The sequence below is a fragment of the Endozoicomonas gorgoniicola genome (assembly GCF_025562715.2).
GTDB lineage: Bacteria > Pseudomonadota > Gammaproteobacteria > Pseudomonadales > Endozoicomonadaceae > Endozoicomonas_A > Endozoicomonas_A gorgoniicola.
This window is the reverse complement of record NZ_JAPFCC010000001.1, coordinates 130,387-147,343: the sequence shown is the minus strand read 5'-3', so window position 1 is coordinate 147,343 and position 16,957 is coordinate 130,387. Positions and strand designations below refer to the sequence as shown.

General features: G+C 49.5%; 16 protein-coding genes. 12 read left to right on the top strand and 4 right to left on the bottom strand.

Annotated features, from left to right (window positions below):
• The first annotated feature begins 116 nt into the window (after positions 1-116).
• From NX722_RS00635 to NX722_RS00600, 8 genes are all read left to right on the top strand, one after another.
• Positions 117-2,945 carry an LPS-assembly protein LptD gene (locus tag NX722_RS00635; protein WP_262566258.1) on the top strand — a complete coding sequence of 943 codons (2,829 nt, stop codon included), beginning with the start codon at positions 117-119 and terminating at the stop codon, positions 2,943-2,945.
• A gap of 23 nt (positions 2,946-2,968) precedes the next feature.
• Entirely contained in the window at positions 2,969-4,255 is a 1,287-nt protein-coding gene (locus NX722_RS00630) for a peptidylprolyl isomerase (protein ID WP_262566257.1), read from the top strand.
• A 78-nt stretch (positions 4,256-4,333) separates the two neighbouring features.
• Positions 4,334-5,326 (top strand): 4-hydroxythreonine-4-phosphate dehydrogenase PdxA, encoded by a 993-nt coding sequence (pdxA, locus tag NX722_RS00625; protein ID WP_262568751.1) that lies wholly within the window; start codon positions 4,334-4,336, stop codon positions 5,324-5,326.
• Between the two features lie 39 nt (positions 5,327-5,365).
• Positions 5,366-5,707, top strand: coding sequence for a hypothetical protein (locus NX722_RS00620; protein WP_262566256.1), 342 nt, complete (start codon positions 5,366-5,368; stop codon positions 5,705-5,707).
• Positions 5,708-6,045: 338 nt separating this feature from the next.
• Positions 6,046-6,846 carry a 16S rRNA (adenine(1518)-N(6)/adenine(1519)-N(6))-dimethyltransferase RsmA gene (gene rsmA / locus NX722_RS00615; protein WP_262566255.1) on the top strand — a complete coding sequence of 267 codons (801 nt, stop codon included), beginning with the start codon at positions 6,046-6,048 and terminating at the stop codon, positions 6,844-6,846.
• A gap of 133 nt (positions 6,847-6,979) precedes the next feature.
• Positions 6,980-7,786 carry a symmetrical bis(5'-nucleosyl)-tetraphosphatase gene (locus NX722_RS00610; RefSeq protein ID WP_262566254.1) on the top strand — a complete coding sequence of 269 codons (807 nt, stop codon included), beginning with the start codon at positions 6,980-6,982 and terminating at the stop codon, positions 7,784-7,786.
• Between the two features lie 132 nt (positions 7,787-7,918).
• Complete coding sequence (locus NX722_RS00605; protein ID WP_262566253.1) at positions 7,919-9,139, top strand: type II secretion system F family protein; 1,221 nt, start codon at positions 7,919-7,921, stop codon at positions 9,137-9,139.
• A 38-nt stretch (positions 9,140-9,177) separates the two neighbouring features.
• Positions 9,178-9,468, top strand: coding sequence for a restriction endonuclease (locus NX722_RS00600; RefSeq protein ID WP_322740900.1), 291 nt, complete (start codon positions 9,178-9,180; stop codon positions 9,466-9,468).
• 93 nt (positions 9,469-9,561) lie between these two features.
• Here NX722_RS00600 and NX722_RS00595 read toward each other — a convergent pair whose 3' ends face one another.
• Positions 9,562-10,224, bottom strand: a complete 663-nt coding sequence (locus tag NX722_RS00595; protein WP_262566251.1) for a hypothetical protein — start codon at positions 10,222-10,224, stop codon at positions 9,562-9,564.
• Positions 10,225-10,317: 93 nt separating this feature from the next.
• Here NX722_RS00595 and NX722_RS00590 point away from each other — a divergent pair, with 93 nt between their 5' ends.
• Both NX722_RS00590 and NX722_RS00585 read left to right on the top strand, forming a co-directional pair.
• Positions 10,318-10,617 carry a hypothetical protein gene (locus tag NX722_RS00590; RefSeq protein WP_262566250.1) on the top strand — a complete coding sequence of 100 codons (300 nt, stop codon included), beginning with the start codon at positions 10,318-10,320 and terminating at the stop codon, positions 10,615-10,617.
• A gap of 21 nt (positions 10,618-10,638) precedes the next feature.
• On the top strand, positions 10,639-12,066 hold the full coding sequence (locus tag NX722_RS00585; protein WP_262566249.1) for a carbon starvation CstA family protein: 1,428 nt from the start codon (positions 10,639-10,641) through the stop codon (positions 12,064-12,066).
• A gap of 94 nt (positions 12,067-12,160) precedes the next feature.
• On the opposite strand, the gene NX722_RS00580 is transcribed toward NX722_RS00585, so the two are convergent.
• Positions 12,161-13,240, bottom strand: coding sequence for an alpha/beta hydrolase-fold protein (locus NX722_RS00580; RefSeq protein WP_262566248.1), 1,080 nt, complete (start codon positions 13,238-13,240; stop codon positions 12,161-12,163).
• 99 nt (positions 13,241-13,339) lie between these two features.
• On the opposite strand from NX722_RS00580, the gene NX722_RS00575 reads away from it, so the two are divergent.
• Positions 13,340-14,176, top strand: coding sequence for a helix-turn-helix transcriptional regulator (locus NX722_RS00575; RefSeq protein ID WP_262566247.1), 837 nt, complete (start codon positions 13,340-13,342; stop codon positions 14,174-14,176).
• Between the two features lie 32 nt (positions 14,177-14,208).
• On the opposite strand, the gene NX722_RS00570 is transcribed toward NX722_RS00575, so the two are convergent.
• Positions 14,209-14,976: an alpha/beta hydrolase gene (locus tag NX722_RS00570; RefSeq protein WP_262566246.1), complete on the bottom strand. Its 768-nt coding sequence runs from the start codon at positions 14,974-14,976 to the stop codon at positions 14,209-14,211.
• Positions 14,977-15,096: 120 nt separating this feature from the next.
• On the opposite strand from NX722_RS00570, the gene NX722_RS00565 reads away from it, so the two are divergent.
• Positions 15,097-16,593 (top strand): ISKra4 family transposase, encoded by a 1,497-nt coding sequence (locus NX722_RS00565; protein WP_262566245.1) that lies wholly within the window; start codon positions 15,097-15,099, stop codon positions 16,591-16,593.
• Here NX722_RS00565 and NX722_RS00560 read toward each other — a convergent pair.
• Entirely contained in the window at positions 16,554-16,874 is a 321-nt protein-coding gene (locus NX722_RS00560) for a hypothetical protein (protein ID WP_262566244.1), read from the bottom strand. The genes NX722_RS00565 and NX722_RS00560 overlap by 40 nt on opposite strands.
• Positions 16,875-16,957 lie beyond the last annotated feature (83 nt).

Sequence of the window (16,957 nt, the reverse complement as noted above, 5' to 3'; positions counted from 1 at the left end):
TACAATGGCCGGTTAACGCAAACGGAAACCAACCAAGTCGTGTTTTAAGTGGACATTGAAAAATGTTCGCATGGCTGTTGAACGTTTAAAAACACACTGCCGGGACTGCAAAGCTCATGGAGATGCATCACTTACCTTTCAAACTTCGGGCATTAACTCTGGCGATAGCCAGTGCCATAATTGCCGGGCAACCAGTCAGCAAAGCCAGAGCCGAAAACAACCTTTCCGCCGATACTGAGTGGAGTTGCGAAATAGCCAGCGATGGCAGTGGCTGGCAATGTTCTGTGGTGCCGTTAAAACAGGGAGCCATGAAACGAGCCCCCCGCCCAGTCACTGCTCCAGTCGTGAGCCCAGCGTCTAAAACGATGACTGCCGTCAGTCAGCCTGAAGGTATACGTACACAGCTGGACTGGGTAAATAAGTCGAATCTGAGCGAGGCCAGATGCCAGCGACTGGAACGGGAAGAACCCTGGTGTGCTGGCACCTATGTCGAGCCAACCCGCCCCGGTAAAAACTTCAAAGGCGATCCAAACTCTGCGCCCATTATTGCCGACGCTGACGAATCCACCTACCAGAACTCCATAGCTACTCTGCAGGGTGCGGTAAAAATTCGTCAGGGGAACCGTCAACTGGAAAGCGATGAAGCCTACCTCGATAACGAAAAAAACTTTGGCGAATTCAAGGGCAATGTTGTTTTCCGTGAACCCGGCTCCCTGATTGTGGGCGATATCGCCCAGTCCCAGCTGGATACCGGCCGGACTGAGGTCGACAATGCCCGGTATGTGATGCATGAGTCTCATGCCAGGGGCAGTGCTGAGGTTATATTGCGTCATGAAGACGCCACCATGGACTTGGATGATGCCACCTACACCACCTGCCCCCCCGGCGACAAAGGCTGGCAGCTGTCAGGCGACAGTGTCACACTGGATCCGTCTACCGGCTATGGTACGGCACGTAACGCGGTTGTCAGGATTCAGAATCTGCCCGTTTTTTACAGCCCATACCTCTACTTCCCTATTGATAAGCGGCGTCAATCCGGTTTCCTGTACCCCACGAAAATGGGATTTAACGACGAGGCAGGTGTTGAATTTGACCTGCCTTACTACTGGAACATCGCACCCAATTACGATGCCACCTTTACGCCAAGAGTCATGACCAAACGCGGTTTTCTGCTGGAAAACGAATTCCGCTACCTGACTGAAAAGGATGAAGGTGAACTGGGTGTTGCTGGTCTGATTGGTGGCGACCAGCTGGAAGATGAAAACCGACATTACAAAAAAGACCGCTGGTTTGCCAATGCCCGTCACCGTCGTCAGTTTAATGATCGCTGGATGGCTGAGCTGGATTATGCCGATGCCAGCGACAAGGACTATCTGGACGATTTCGGTTCCAGCCTGGACTATTCGGCCTCCAGCCCTCTGAATCAGCGTGTAATGACCCGTTACTATGGTGGCAATGACTACACCAACTGGCAGACAAAGCTGGATGTTCACAAGAAAAAGAACATGAACCGTACGGCGGATGACCCCTATAACAAGTTGCCGCAAATCGAACTGAGGGGTAACTGGCAGGCTACCGACCGGATTCAGGTGAATTATCTGGCGGATTACACCTATTTTGATCGGGCAGATGACTGGAACTACGTCAAAGAACAGCCTGACCCGGGCTTTCCAAGTGGTTCAAAAATTTTTGAAAGTATTTACAACGAAGGCTATGGCATCAAAAAGGCCGTAGGCAGTCGTGCTTACTTTGAAACCGGAATGAGCTACCCCATGTACACAACCTGGGGTTTTCTGAAACCGGAAGTTAAAGTCCGCAGTGTGAATTACAGCCTGTCCAACCTCAAGGAAAAAGAGGTGATGGAAGACCTGCGCAATTCATATGTGGGACAAGAGTTTAAGGATGGCGACTTTACTAAAACTCCATCGACTACGGTTCCGGCTTTCAGTCTGGACAGCGGTTTATATTTTGATCGTTTCACCGAACTGTTTGGCACCGATTACACCCATACGCTTGAGCCCCGGATGAAATACCTGTATGCCCCTCATGTGAAAGGTCAGGAGTTCAACCCGATCTTTGATACCGGCAACATGGGTTTCAGCTACAGCTCACTCTGGCAGGATAACCGCTTCAGCGGCTATGACCGACTGGCTGATGCCAACCAGGTATCGCTGGGGATCACTACCCGGTTTATTCAGGATGATGGCTTCGAGCGGATGCGGTTCGGCATTGGCCAGATTTTCCATTTTGACGATCGCAAGGTCTATATCGCCAACAATCTCGGGCAGGCCGGGAAAGTACCGGACCAGCCCGATGAAGACCTGATCGCAAAGGATTCCCGTCTCAGACAGGAATTGCTGGACTCCACCTCTCCTATCGCTTCAGAATTCATCTACAATTTCACCCGCACCATGAGCCTGCGTCAGGATTTTGTGTGGAATAGTAATGAAAACCGTATTGATAATTATGCGCTGACCTATCGTTACCGACCTTCAGAGCGCAAGACTTTTAATATGGGTTTCAGGTATGCGGACCGGGTGGAGCGATTTGTCAAAGACAAAGATGGAAACTACATTGAAACCGGTCGGGATGACGATAACAATCCCATCTATCAGAAAGCCAAAAACGACCTGAAAGCCACGGATATCAGCTTTGCCTGGCCGATTCCCTACACCCGGAACTGGTCAGCCATGGGTCGCTGGCAATACGATATGACCAACAAGCGGAACCTTGAGGAGCTGTTTGGTGTCGAATATGCCAGTTGTTGTTATCAGGTGCGATTATTCTGGCGTTCCTATGTTAAATCGACCGATAATATCGACCATCCAAAAGACAGAAGCGGCATCTACCTGCAGTTTGTACTGCGAGGTCTGGGTAGTTTGACCGGTTCTTCAGGTAAAGAGTACTTGCAAGGTATTTCAGGTTATACAATTCGCGAGAAGTAATGATGAAGGGATTGAAGAAATTGATGCTTTCAGCCTGCCGCGCACTGGCGCTGGCGGCTGTCGTGGTGTCAACGGGTAATATCGCCCATGCCAAACCGGTTCCCCTGGATCGCATCGTCGCTGTCGTCGACAAAGATGTGGTCATGGAGAGCGAACTGAACAATCGTGTTGAAACTGTGCAACGCCAGCTGTCTGACCGCAATATCACCCTCCCCCCGGAAAGCGTGCTGAAAAACCAGGTGCTGGAACAGCTGGTGCTGGAAAACCTGCAGCTGCAGATGGGTCGCAACGGTGGTATCCGCATTGACGACTGGACGCTGAACGACGCCGTCACCCAAATTGCCAGGCGCAACGGCCTGACTATTGAAGAGTTCCGCAAAAGTCTGGAAGCCGATGGTCTGTCTTACGCCGAAGCCCGTGAAGAGATTCGTCGCGAGATGATCATCAACCGTGTACGCCAGCGCCAGATCACCAGCCGCATCCAGATCAGTGAACAGGAAATTGACAACTTCCTGCGTTCTCCGGAAGGTCAGGCCAGCCAGCAGGTCGAGTACCGTCTGGGACATATCCTGATTTCAACACCGGATAACCCAACACCTTCACAGGTTCAGGCGGCTGAGAAAGAAGCCAATAACATATCTGTCCAGCTGAAACAGGGTGCTAATTTTGCCGAGATGGCGATTACTTACTCCAAAGGTCAAAATGCCCTGAACGGTGGTGACCTGGGTTGGAGAAGTGCCGAACAGCTGCCCACCCTGTTTGCCGAACAGGCCGCAAAAATGAACACAGGTCAGGTTTCTCAGCCGGTGCGCAGTGCCGGTGGTTTCCATATTTTCAAGCTGATGGACACCCGTGGTAACGAGAAGGTTATGGAAGAACAGGTTAATGTTCGCCATATTCTGATCAAGCCAAACGAAATCCGTAACGATCTGGAAGCCCAGATGCTGGCGAAAGACCTTTACGACCGTATTGAGAGCGGTGAAAGTTTCACCGATCTGGCAAAAGCTTACTCCGACGACCCTGGCTCAGCCCTGAATGGTGGCAGCCTGGAGTGGGTATCTCCGAAAACTCTGGTGCCAGAGTTTCAGAAAGCCATGGAGGAAACACCTCAGGGTGTTGTGAGCGAACCGTTCCGCAGCTCCTATGGCTGGCATATTCTGGAAGTCCAAGGCAAACGTAAGGCTGATATCAGCAATAAGGTGCGCCGCAACCAGGTGCGTGAACTGCTGGGTATGCGCAAGTTTGAAGAAGAGCTGGAAGTCTGGCTGCGTGAAATCCGCGACCAGTCTTTTGTAGAGATTCGGTTGTAAGACTCAACTGCCCTCTATGAAGCTCGCCGGGTTTGTGTAAAGATGCACAACCCGACGGGCTCTTTTGCTATTACAGATATGACAAATTCCGGAACCCATACACCACGACTGATCATCACCTCTGGCGAACCAGCTGGCATTGGCCCCGACCTGTGCCTGATGCTGGCAAACCATTCATTGCCCGCCCAGCTGGTTGTGGCTGCCGATCCGGAACTGCTCAGCCAGAGAGCCCGGCAGATGAAACTGAACATCAACCTTAAAACCTTCAACCCAGAAGACCACCAGCCTGCACGGACGGGTGAACTAATTGTTGCCCCTTTACCCCTCAGCCAACCCTGCACGCCCGGTCAGACTGATCCGGCTAACGGTCAGTATGTTCTGGATATGCTCAGCTATGCGGTTCAGGGCTGCATGGAGGGATTGTTCGACGGCATGGTGACCGGTCCGGTTCATAAAGAAGTGATCAATAACGCTGGTGTACCTTTTACCGGCCATACTGAGTTTCTGGCGGAACAGACCCATACCCGCAAGGTCGTTATGATGCTCGCTACCGAAGGTTTACGGGTTGCCCTGGCAACCACTCATCTGCCCCTGCGTGATGTGGCTGATGCCATTACGCCGGAATCACTGGAAGAAGTGATCCGTATCCTGAACAGAGACCTGAAAAACAAATTTGGTATTGCAGAACCAGAAGTTCTGGTCTGTGGACTGAATCCCCATGCCGGAGAAGGCGGGCACCTTGGGAGGGAAGAAATCGAGGTCATTATTCCGGTTCTGGATAAGCTGCGCCAGGAAGGCATGAACCTTAAAGGCCCTTTACCGGCAGACACGCTGTTTAACCCGAACTACCTTGAGTCGGCGGATGCGGTTCTGGCCATGTACCACGACCAGGGGTTGCCTGTGCTGAAATTCAAAGGTTTTGGGAAGGCGGTGAACATTACACTCGGACTGCCTGTGATTCGAACCTCTGTTGATCACGGCACAGCACTTGAGCTTGCCGGAAGCGGCAAAGCGAGTCCGGACAGCTTGCTAACGGCCATTGATTATGCAATGCAGACAGTTAAGGGTTAACAGACCATTATTGTAGGTAAGCAAAAGGCTTGCAGTTTTATGATACGTCGTCCTCCCAATATTCCGTTCCAGCTGCCATTCAAACCTAATGCCGTAGGCTATGTTGTCCGAAATCCTTTTGATCAAAGCCGCACCGCAAACCTGGTTTTAGCCTGGGGTGTTACTTCTGACTTAGGGGTTCTTGACGTAGACTCAAACACTCACCCTTTTCCTGTCAAAGTAGAAATGGAGCAAAAGTTTTTTCCGGAATCAGTGACCTTGACGATCTGCAATGCTCCTTACCAGTCAGAAGTTTTCGGCTATTTTCCTCCGGAGTCTCCTCCTCCGAAAACCACCGTGGCGGAGGCTACTAATCAAAGTTTTGAAGGTACATTGGTCTAATTTACACATTTTATGACTTATCTGATGATGACGAAATTTTGTACCAGTAAACACTGATTACCCATGCTTTTCGATCTGTTGTGGTGGTTGCCTTTTCTGATACAAGGTCTGAACTGTACTGAAAAAACATTATTTTCTGCTTTCGTTGCATACATTTTATCCCTGCTTGCTTTCTCTGCGTTAACAGGTTTGAGCTTTCACAGCCCGGTTTAGTTCCAAACTCTTTCCTTCTTACATAGCGGTCTGCTGAACACCGAATAATCATCAGCAGTATGCAAAGCGGGTTTCTGCCGCTATCATAAGCCGCCATTTCCCTGAACGACCGTAAACAGTACATTATGTCCGAATTCCCCCATCACAGAGCCCGTAAACGCTTCGGCCAGAACTTTCTGCACGATCAGGGCATAATCCAGAGAATCGTTCGCTCCATTCACCCAAGGGAAGGCGACCGGCTGGTTGAAATTGGTCCGGGTCAGGGCGCCATTACCGAATTCCTGTTGGATGGCGCTGGTCAGCTGGATGTTATTGAGCTGGACCGCGACCTTATCCCGATCCTGAAACTCCGTTTTGGCCTGAACCCCAACTTCCGCATCCATGAAGGTGATGCCCTGAAGTTCGACTTTTCCAGCCTGAAAAACGACGACAAACCTTTGCGACTGGTTGGCAACCTGCCTTATAACATCTCCACGCCATTGATTTTCCATCTGCTGGAGTACCAGGGCCTGATCAGCGATATGCACTTTATGCTGCAAAAAGAGGTTGTGCTGCGTCTGGCAGCGCAGCCGGGTGAAAACAACTACGGTCGTCTGGGCATCATGGCGCAGTACTATTGCCGGGTAGACTATCTGTTTACGGTTGGACCCGGCTGCTTCAACCCTCCACCCAAGGTTGATTCTGCCATTGTACGTCTGACGCCTCATAAAGAGCTGCCACACCCCTGTAAGGACGTAAAAATGCTGAGCCGTGTGGTTCGTGAAGCATTCAGCATGCGTCGTAAAACCCTGCGCAACACCCTTAAGCAACTGGTTTCTGCAGAAGAGCTGGAACAGCTGTCGATTGATCCGTCTGTTCGTCCGGAGCGGGTAACGCTGGAAGAGTTCGTACGAATTGCTGACTTTATCCACGACCGTAACGCTTAAACTCTTTACCAGAGCTATTTAAAACTCTTCGCTTGAACAAGCGCAACAAGCTGAGATAAAACTATAAAGGCAGGCTGACATAAACATCACAGATGAGTGTCAGCTGACCTTCGTGTGACACTCAGGAGACTCTATGGCGGTTTATGCCATTGGCGATATTCAGGGCTGCTACGACCCGTTTCGCCGTTTGCTCGACAAAATCAGGTTTCAGCCCGGTCAGGACAAGCTATGGATAGCCGGTGATATGGTTAATCGGGGGCCGGATTCGTTGCCCACTCTGCGCTTTATTAAGTCCCTTGGCGACGACTGTGTCGCCATTCTCGGTAATCATGACCTGCACTTGCTGGCTGTGGCGTCAGGCGTTCGCCCGGCAAAGAAAAAAGACACGCTGAACTCAATTCTGAACGCGCCAGACCGTGAAGAACTGATCAGGTGGCTACGCCACCGTCCGGTTCTGCACCACGACAAAGACCGTAATATCACCATGGTGCATGCCGGAATTCCCCCAATCTGGACCATCAAACAGGCACGTTTCTATGCCGGGAAGCTCGAAAGAGCCTTGCAGGCAAACGACTACCAGGATCTGTTGCGCTACCTTTTCAGTAGCGACAAGCTGAATTCCTGGGAAGATGCGCTGACCCGGCGCGCCAGGCTGAAGATGATCACCGCCTACTTCACCCTTATGCGCTTCTGCGACGAAAACGGCAAACTGGATCTTGAAAACAAAACCGCTCATTCCAGAAAAGGCTTCTACCCATGGTTTCAGTTCCCGGACAGCCCGGTTTATAAAAAAACCATCGTCTTTGGCCACTGGGCGGCCCTGGAGGGAAACAGTGGTCGCAAGCGCGTTCATGCCATAGACACAGGTTGTGTCTGGGGCGGAGAAATGACGGCCCTGAATCTGAAGACCTTCAAACGAACCAGCGTTCCCGCAGAATAAGTCTGCTTTTTACTATTGCCAGAGGGCTTCTGTCCGATACATACGCTTATAATCTTCTGAAAACAGCCAGAGAGTCTGATGTCTGAAAAACTCACGGAGCTGAAAAAATAACAAGACTGTACGGACACACCTATGGCCAAAAAATCAGCCAAACCTTCCACTTTTATCTGGGAAGGTAAAGATAAGAGTGGACGTAAAACTAAAGGGGAAATGGAAGGCGCCAGTATCGCCCTGGTCAAGGCCGAGCTACGCAAGCAGGGCATTTCTGTCACCAAGGTGAGAAAGAAAAGCTTCTCGTTTGGTAAAAGTAAGGGGGGTAAAATTAACCCCCTGGATATCGCCCTGTTTACCCGACAGCTTGCCACCATGATGAAAGCCGGTGTACCGCTGCTTAACGCTTTTGACATCACAACTGATGGTATCGAAAAGCCCGCCATGAAAGAGCTGCTTCTCAAGATCAAAAATGAGGTGGCAGGTGGTACGACTCTGGCCGAAGCCCTTCGGGCGCATCCACTGTATTTTGATGACCTGTATTGCAATCTGGTGGCCTCTGGTGAACAGTCCGGTGCGCTGGAAACGTTGCTGGACAGAATTGCAACGTATAAAGAAAAGTCAGAAGCGCTTAAAGCCAAGATCAAAAAGGCAATGAACTACCCGGTCGCGGTTGTGTGCGTCGCTTTCATCGTTACCGGTATTCTGCTGGTGAAGGTCGTCCCCCAGTTTGAAGAAGTCTTTCAAGGGTTCGGTGCCGAACTCCCCGCTTTTACTCAGGTGGTCATTCAGATTTCCAACTTTGTTCAGCAATGGTGGTTTGCAGCCATTATCGGGATCGTGGGTTTTGGCTTCATGATTAAAAAAATCATGCAACGTTCAAAAGCCGCAAGGGACAGGAAAGACAGGCTGGTACTCAAAATTCCCATTATAGGACCAATACTTGAAAAGTCAGCTGTCGCACGTTTTGCCCGAACTCTTTCAACGACATTTGCCGCCGGTGTTCCATTAGTCGACGCCCTCGACTCAGTGGCAGGGGCTGCGGGTAATGTTATCTTTACGGATGCAACCAACCGCATCAAAGAAGATGTCTCTACAGGCCAGCAGCTGCAGTTCGCCATGAAAAGTTCTGGCATCTTCCCACCCATGGCTATTCAGATGGTTTCTATCGGTGAAGAATCCGGCTCTCTGGATGAAATGCTCGATAAAGTCGCGACCTTCTACGAAGACGAAGTGGATAACGCCGTTGATGGCCTGACCAGCCTGATGGAACCATTGATTATGTCGGTACTCGGGGTGCTTGTGGGTGGTTTGATCGTGGCTATGTATCTGCCTATTTTTCAGATGGGATCTGTCGTATAAAAAGACATTGTAAAAATGCATTAAAACTATGGACACGTGTGCAAAACTATCGACACGTGGGTCATGAATCAGTGAAGTTCTATTGCAAGCTGCCTTCCTTGGTTCAAGGTAGCCCCCCCGTTGGTCCCTATAACCCCGACTGGGCAGTCGTAACGGGCGACTCTGAAGAAAAGCTTTATCTGGTTCGGGAAACCAAGAGTACCACCAATAAAGCAGAGCGTCGGGAAGAGGAAAACGATAAGATTGAGTGCGCCGAGAAGCACTTTGAGACGATTGATGTGGATTACCGTGTCTGCACCAATTTGAAAGAAGCGCTGGAAGCGGCTTGATTAACCTTCATAAAAGCACTGCCCCGGGGGCAGAGCTTTAAAATGAAAAATTGAGGAATAGCCAACACCTTATACCTGAGCTTTGGCAGCTATTCATTTGCTCACTTTTAAATTCCGGCTTTTTATCTCTCCATCAATGCGTTCAGCCTGCTCCTTTGTGGCAATAGACTGAACAACTGAGTAGAGCTCGTATCCACAGCATCTATCATTGTCCTGACGTAAGGCATACATAGCCTTCTCGACAAATTCCTCATCAGAACAGCCACCGGCAGCCGCTTTAATATAAGCCGTGAAGTACGCTTTTTCGTCTCCGGTAAACATCCACATACCGGTTTCGTCTGCAAAAATAATCTCTTCACCACTGTCCACTGCCTCAGCCAACTCAAACAGAAGCTCGTAGCCTTCAAGCGCTGCGCTGTATTCCTTTTGGTTGGACAGTTTTGTGCACTCAGTGAATAACTCATCAAGCCGGGCAAACCAGCCATCCGTCTCCTCGGGAATATTCATGTAGTTTTTAGAGTTAATATCAAAAGGCGCATAATACTCCCCGTCGTACGACTCTTTATGGAATTTTCTTATGGCAGCCAGTGTTTTTTTGCCACTGGCTGGGTATTCATATTGCTCCTTGCTCATGACCGGACTGAATATTTCACTCCGTTGATTAGTACTCATTACTCGCCAGGCTTCATTCAGAAGCTCCAACAACTCTTCCTGACTTTTCTGATTGAGAATCGCAAAAAGGATATCTTTATTCATTACTACAGAGCCTCTAATACTCTTGCTACTTATTGCATAGCATCGGGTTTATAGCCTTAACTCCACTATCCTACAAACAAGAATATGTTATAAATGCTCACTCTTGACCCGCCACCACTGCCCGATGAATCACTCTATAGCCTTGTGTGCCGGGCATACCTCGTCGATGCTGGTTTTACCCACCGGCGCGCACTCAAACATATCTTTGACCCAATGTTGCAGGCATCCGACCTGGAGATGATTGGCAGTCAGTATTTTCCCAAGCCGCAAATATATCTTCAGAATGATTGCTTTCAGTCAATTTTTTGTATGAAAAACCACCATATCATTAGCTTGATTTCCATTTTTCACTCCAGAGGCAATAACGGGGTTACCGTCACACCTCTAAAGTGAAGACGACAACGGTAATGCCTTATGACCAGCTTTTTAATTTCGCTCTTTGTATTGATTGGGGGCTACTTCATTTATGGCAAACTGGTCGAGCGGTGGTTTGGCATCGAGCCTGACCGTAAGACGCCTGCCGTTGAATTTGAAGATGGCGTAGATTTCGTTCCCCTCCCCTGGTACAAAATTTTTCTGATTCAGTTCCTCAATATTGCCGGTCTCGGGCCAATCTTTGGTGCGATTATGGGTGCCCTGTACGGCCCTGCTGCTTTTCTCTGGATCGTGCTTGGCTGCATCTTTGCGGGGGCGGTTCACGACTATTTCTCAGGTATGCTCTCCATTCGTCATCAAGGGAAGTCTGTTCCTGAAATCGTTGGCCACTACCTCGGCGAGCCAGCGCGCAAGTTTATGCGTGCTTTTTCTGTGGTACTGCTTGTACTGGTCGGTGTCGTATTCATGATGGGGCCTGCTGGTCTGCTGGCAAACCTTGGTGGCGAGGGTATTCTGGCAAGCACTAATTTCTGGCTTGGCATTATTCTTTGCTATTACTTTGTGGCAACCGTTTTGCCTGTGGATAAAGTCATCGCCAAAATTTACCCTGTTTTCGGTGCTGCACTGCTCATCATGGCATTTGGTGTGGGCGGTATGACCGTTATCAATGGTTTGCCAGTTCCTGAAATCGGCGCAGACCTGATCCACCCCAGAGGGCTGCCAATTTTCCCCATGCTTTTCACCACCATTGCCTGTGGCGCAATCAGTGGCTTCCACGCCACACAATCTCCCCTGATGGCTCGCTGCACTCAAAATGAAACCCAGGGGCGTCCGATTTTTTACGGCGCAATGATTGCTGAAGGCATTGTGGCTCTGATCTGGGCTGCTGCTGCCATGTCCTTCTTCCCAAATGGGCTGGAAGGCTTGAACGACGTTCTGTCTCAGGGTGGTGCCGGTCTGGTTGTGAAGGAAGTCTCTGTCGGACTGATGGGTACTGTTGGTGGCCTGCTGGCCGTTCTGGGAGTCATTGCCTGCCCGATCACGTCCGGTGATACCGCATTTCGCAGTGTGCGCCTGATCATTGCGGATGCGATTGGCATTGAGCAAACCAGCAAGGCCAATCGTCTCAAGCTGGCGTTGCCTGTATTTGCAGTTGGTTTCGTTTTGACCTTTGTTGACTTTAATATCATCTGGCGTTACTTCGCATTTTCCAACCAGACTCTGGCCACCATTGTTCTGTGGGCAGCTGCCGCCTATATGGTCACCCGGGACAAGAGCCACTGGTTTGTATCACTGCCAGCCATGTTTATGACGGCTGTGTGTACCACTTACATCCTTATGGCTCCTGAAGGGCTGTCTCTGTCCGCCGCTATCTCCTACCCAATCGGTGTTACGGCTGCCGTTGTAGCCATGATCGCCTTCCTGGCGAAAAATAAAACAACGGCTGTTGCAGATTCTGCGGCCTGACTTTCAGTCATCCTGGAAACAAAGGTTTTAGCGAATCTCACAGAATTTTCCATCCATAACGACGCTGCGAATGCTTTGCCGTTATGGATGGAAATCAATGGCAAAAGAAGGTTCTTTTGAGAAATGAGTGGGTAGTCATGTATTCGCGTAATGCGACACCGCCGTAGTTGTCGTTAGTCGCATGAGACAGGGCAAGAGCAGTGCCGAATACGTTGGGGCGATAACTCATGGTGTACAGACTCATGTAGCCACCCATGGAAGAACCCATGATGGTACGTTTTTCGGCACTGCTACCAATATTATATTCACTCTCAAACTTGGGAATCAGCGTATCAACCACAAAATCAACCGTCTCATCACCACGCGTGACAATAGAACCTTCTTCTGGATGCTTCCAGTCAAACGCACTGTATTCGATATAGCGACGTTTACGGCCTGACTGACCATTTTTGTCACCAGTCGGGCTGTCAAAACCAATGACGACATGATCAGCTGCCAGCTCGGTGAGGGTTTCGTCAATTTTCCACTCCATGCCATAGCCTGCAGTCCGCTCGTCAAAGAGGTTCTGACCATCCCAGGCGTAGATGACCGGAAAAGATTCAGCACGTTTCGCATCATAGCTCTCAGGAAGCCAGACCCGAACCGTTCTTTCTCCGTCGTTTATAGGGAAAGCGTCAATGGTATGTAGCTTCAGGTTTCCTACCACCGTGTGTCGCCCACCAAAGGAGCCGTCTATATCAGACCATTTGGCAATTTGCATGTCTTCCACACGATATTGTCCGCTGTACTCTACACTGCGATTGGGTATGTCGTAGTTGTCAGCATCAATCTCAACTGATTTCCAACTGCCACGAGTGAACTTGAACTGGTGGATATTGGTATCTTCAGCAAAGTGCAGGTGATAGCTGTAACTGCCGTTGCCGTGATCTTCCAGAATGATTTCCCGATCAGCCTCACCACCTGCATGCCAGCCATTCATGGTGCCTGCCAGATAAATCTGGTCACCGTTGGGATGGCTCTTGGGCAGAGCCGTTACACACAGGGTTATCGTTCGATCAGCAGGCTTTGACGGGCAGCCCACTACTTTGTCGGTATCGTCATCAGAGTCTGAGTTACAGCCGGTCAGCGCCAATGTGGCTGCCAGCATGACGCAGGTCATAATGTTTTTTTTCATATCCATTACCCTTGGTTCTCATTTTTAAATCTCTTTATTATCTGGGTTTGAATGATCGATTTCGTTTGAGAAAAACCCATAAACCTTTAAAAACCGCCCATGGATGAAATAATTGAAGTTGGGCCAGAATGTCGGGAACGTTTTTTATGTCAGCGAGACTATCCGGAGTTCCAGTCCATCGGAGTCTTTGTGGCAGGCTTGTCCGATTTGCATGAAATTCATCACATTAAGCGTGAATTTACGCAACGGGCTATGTTCTCGGCCACGCTGGATGGTCATGGTTTGCTACAAGTGGCCGGTAAGGAATATGCGCTTCAGGCGCAGAGTCTGTGTTATATCCCCCCGCATACAGCGTTCGAGATTTCACTGGAACCAAAAGGGTTTCGACAATCAGCCTGGATCATGGTTGACACTCATACAACAGGGGTTCCCGGTATGCAGCCATGGCACCGACGGTGCGATTTGGGTTCGCAGCTCTATCATTGTCTGGAGAGTCTGGATTATGAACGAAATACCCATCAATCGGACCTCATACGTGGAGGCTTAATACAACAGCTGTCACTGAATATTAACCGCTTGTTCAGAAATAATACGACAATGGTTGATTCACGTTTAGAGGGACTAATGGCTGCAGTTCGAAAGGATCCCGGGCGAGCATGGAATGTGCATGACATGTGCCAGCATATCAGCTTATCTTCCTCACATCTTCATCGCCTGTGCCAAAAGGGATTAGGCTTGTCGCCCAAACAGCTACTACTTTCTCTGCGCATGAACTATGCACAGTTTTTATTACAGCAGAGTCAGCGTAGTGTCACCGACATTGCCTTCAGTGCGGGCTTTTCCAGCCCCGACTACTTTTCTACCGTGTTTCGCCAGCAGTTTGGGCAATCGCCACGAGCGTACCGCAGTCAGTTTCAGGTAAGAGCGGAGGCCTGAAGATCAGGCACTACGCAGCATTTATCTGTAAATCACAAGTGCGAATCAAGGAACTGCGACATTTTCCTGCGAGCCAGATGCGCTTCCGGGATATCAAAGGAAAAAGCCTGAAATACGTGCCACATACCTTCATAAATATCCAGCTTTGCTTCACCGCCATGACTGTCAATCGCCTGATAAAGACGAACAGCGTTGCTAAGAAAAATCTCTTTAGTGCCTGCCTGAATCAGGGTTGGAGGGAACGGCTTGCTATAGTCGCCATAAACGGGGGAAACATAGGGGTGTTTCTGGTCTTCTGTATTCGCATAGGCGTCTGCCGATGGCTTGAGCAGCAGGTCGTAACGATACAGTGGCTCAGCGTCTTTCAGGGTGTAGTAGGTATCACCGGACTCGGTAATATCGGCCCAAGGTGACCAGAGTACCACAGCCGCTGGCAAAGGCTTATTCTGGTCACGCATTTTCAGAACACTACCCGCCACCAGACCGCCACCGGCAGAATCACCGTAAATGGCAATGTCATTCATGTTATAACCCTGCTGGCGCAGGGCATCAATCACAGCAATTACGTCATCAGTAGCCTGTTTATAGTTACCCATTGGTGCCAGAGTATAATCGATAGAAACTACCCGAAGGCCAGTGTCATGAGCAACGGGTACACTGCTAGCCAGCGTGGCACGGCTGTTATAAGAGATGTAGGCACCGCCATGAACATAGACCAGCAACTTGCCATTGTCTTTCCAGCCATAGGGCTTGATTTCCAATGTACCTACACCACCGAGTGTCATTTGGGTGCGGTTCATTTGCTACGACGCTCTACCCCAGCAAAACCAACCACTTTGACGACTGAGAGCAAAGAAAAAAGGGCTGTTTCGTGGTGATATAACGTCGCCAAACAAATAACACCGGAAAAGCAGCCCTTTGTGAACGCATCTTACGCCAATACTCTCGACTTTCAATTTTTTTCTCCTGCACAGGATCACTTTAATAGCATGATCCGCCACCTCGAATCTGCCTGCCTGCAGGAACATGGCACAACTGAAGAGTACATTCGAACCAATGGGGACGAGCTGCTTCGGCTAATGTTTCAGGGCTATCTCGATAAACAGGCTGAAGATGAAGAAAGAGCAGTGTCTGTCACTCCCGCTGACGGCATACCTCGTAACCATATTCGTCAAAATACCAGCCGGGTTCTCACCACGGTGTTTGGCAAGGTAACGGTCAAACGGTTTGCTTATAGCCAGCGCAATGTCTCCAACGAATTCCCACTGGATGCCGGGCTCAACCTTAATAACGACCAATATTCTGATGGTGTACGCAAGCGTGTGATCACGGATGCTATTGATCGTTCTTATGACAATGTCGTCAAACGGCATCGTGAAAATTGCCCCGGCATAGTTGGCAAGTACCAGACAATAAAGCTGGTTGAAGGCACAGCTCAGGATTTTGTCGAATTCTATGAACAACGAACCATAGAAGATGAGCAAACAGATGACCTATTGGTTCTGAGCTTTGACGGGAAAGGTCTGGTCATGTTGCCAGATGGGTTAAGGGAAGCGACCCGCAAGAATGCAGAGAAAAGCAAGAAAAAATGTCAGACACGTTTAAGTCCGGGAGAAAAGAAAGACCGGAAGCGTATGGCTATGGTGGCGACTGTTTACACTGTGCGGGCAAACCCACGCTCACCAGAGTCCATCATGAACTCTGAAAAGAAAGCGGACAATGTCGTCAAATTTCGACCTCCAATACGCAACAAGAGGGTTTGGGCCAGTGTTGAGAGGGACGGAGAAACAGTCATCGAAGAAGCCTTTGATGAGGCTCTCAAGCGTGACCCGGAACGAAAACGACAATGGGTTGTCGTGGTCGATGGGCATCCGCATCAACTGAAAATGATTGAAAGAGTTGCCCGCAGAAAACAGGTCAAAACCAGCATCATAATGGACTTCATTCATGTGCTGGAATATCTGTGGAAAGCCGCTCATTGTCTGCATGATAAAGGTGATAAATCTATTGAGAAATGGGTTGAGCAGCAAGCACTGAAAATTCTTCATGGGCAGTCGGGTCGGGTAGCCAGGGGCATAAAGCAAAGTGCCACGAAACGAAAATTGAAGAATCGGGAAGCTATTGATAAATGTGCTAGCTATCTGCAAAAAAACAGAGACCGGCTTTGCTACGATAAGGCGCTACGCTCAGGCTTTCCTATTGCCAGCGGAGTGATTGAAGGCGCTTGCCGACATTTGATAAATGACCGTCTTGATATAACAGGCGCACGATGGAGCCTGCAAGGCGCGGAAGCCATTCTGAAGCTTCGCTCAATAAACTCCAGTGGAGACTGGGATGAATACTGGTCATATCACCATTCGTGCTCTAAGAAACGAAATTACGGTGAGTTGATGGTGAATAGGGAGGCTTCGTCGTAGCAAATGAACCGCACCCGTGTCATTTCCTTTAACGTTGGCTTATATTTTTCTACCACGGCAGTATTCAAAGGAATAATATCTTCATTAGCCTTAGCCTGCATGGCCAGCCAGTCTTCTTTCGTCATGGCATCAGGTATGGCAGACTCCTGACGAAGCTGGGCAGTAAATTGAGTACTCAAAAAAGCCTGCCCTTCTTTAGAGATCGTATCCGGAACATAAAAATCAGCTGCCGTTGCCATGATAGGTGCCACAAGTGAGAGTCCGAGCAGGGTCTTTTTCATATTTACTCGCCTGTATTAATTGATGAATCAAGCCTGCCATTAATGGCAAAATAATTGCTCAACGACTATTGATCTCCATCAAT

Coding starts and splice junctions, on each gene's coding strand:
- NX722_RS00635 (WP_262566258.1), top strand. CDS start 117: ATGGAGATGCATCACTTACCTTTCAAACTTCGGGCATTAACTCTGGCG.
- NX722_RS00630 (WP_262566257.1), top strand. CDS start 2,969: ATGCTTTCAGCCTGCCGCGCACTGGCGCTGGCGGCTGTCGTGGTGTCA.
- pdxA (WP_262568751.1), top strand. CDS start 4,334: ATGACAAATTCCGGAACCCATACACCACGACTGATCATCACCTCTGGC.
- NX722_RS00620 (WP_262566256.1), top strand. CDS start 5,366: ATGATACGTCGTCCTCCCAATATTCCGTTCCAGCTGCCATTCAAACCT.
- rsmA (WP_262566255.1), top strand. CDS start 6,046: ATGTCCGAATTCCCCCATCACAGAGCCCGTAAACGCTTCGGCCAGAAC.
- NX722_RS00610 (WP_262566254.1), top strand. CDS start 6,980: ATGGCGGTTTATGCCATTGGCGATATTCAGGGCTGCTACGACCCGTTT.
- NX722_RS00605 (WP_262566253.1), top strand. CDS start 7,919: ATGGCCAAAAAATCAGCCAAACCTTCCACTTTTATCTGGGAAGGTAAA.
- NX722_RS00595 (WP_262566251.1), bottom strand. CDS start 10,224: ATGAATAAAGATATCCTTTTTGCGATTCTCAATCAGAAAAGTCAGGAA.
- NX722_RS00590 (WP_262566250.1), top strand. CDS start 10,318: ATGCTCACTCTTGACCCGCCACCACTGCCCGATGAATCACTCTATAGC.
- NX722_RS00585 (WP_262566249.1), top strand. CDS start 10,639: ATGACCAGCTTTTTAATTTCGCTCTTTGTATTGATTGGGGGCTACTTC.
- NX722_RS00580 (WP_262566248.1), bottom strand. CDS start 13,240: ATGAAAAAAAACATTATGACCTGCGTCATGCTGGCAGCCACATTGGCG.
- NX722_RS00575 (WP_262566247.1), top strand. CDS start 13,340: ATGGATGAAATAATTGAAGTTGGGCCAGAATGTCGGGAACGTTTTTTA.
- NX722_RS00570 (WP_262566246.1), bottom strand. CDS start 14,976: ATGAACCGCACCCAAATGACACTCGGTGGTGTAGGTACATTGGAAATC.
- NX722_RS00560 (WP_262566244.1), bottom strand. CDS start 16,874: ATGAAAAAGACCCTGCTCGGACTCTCACTTGTGGCACCTATCATGGCA.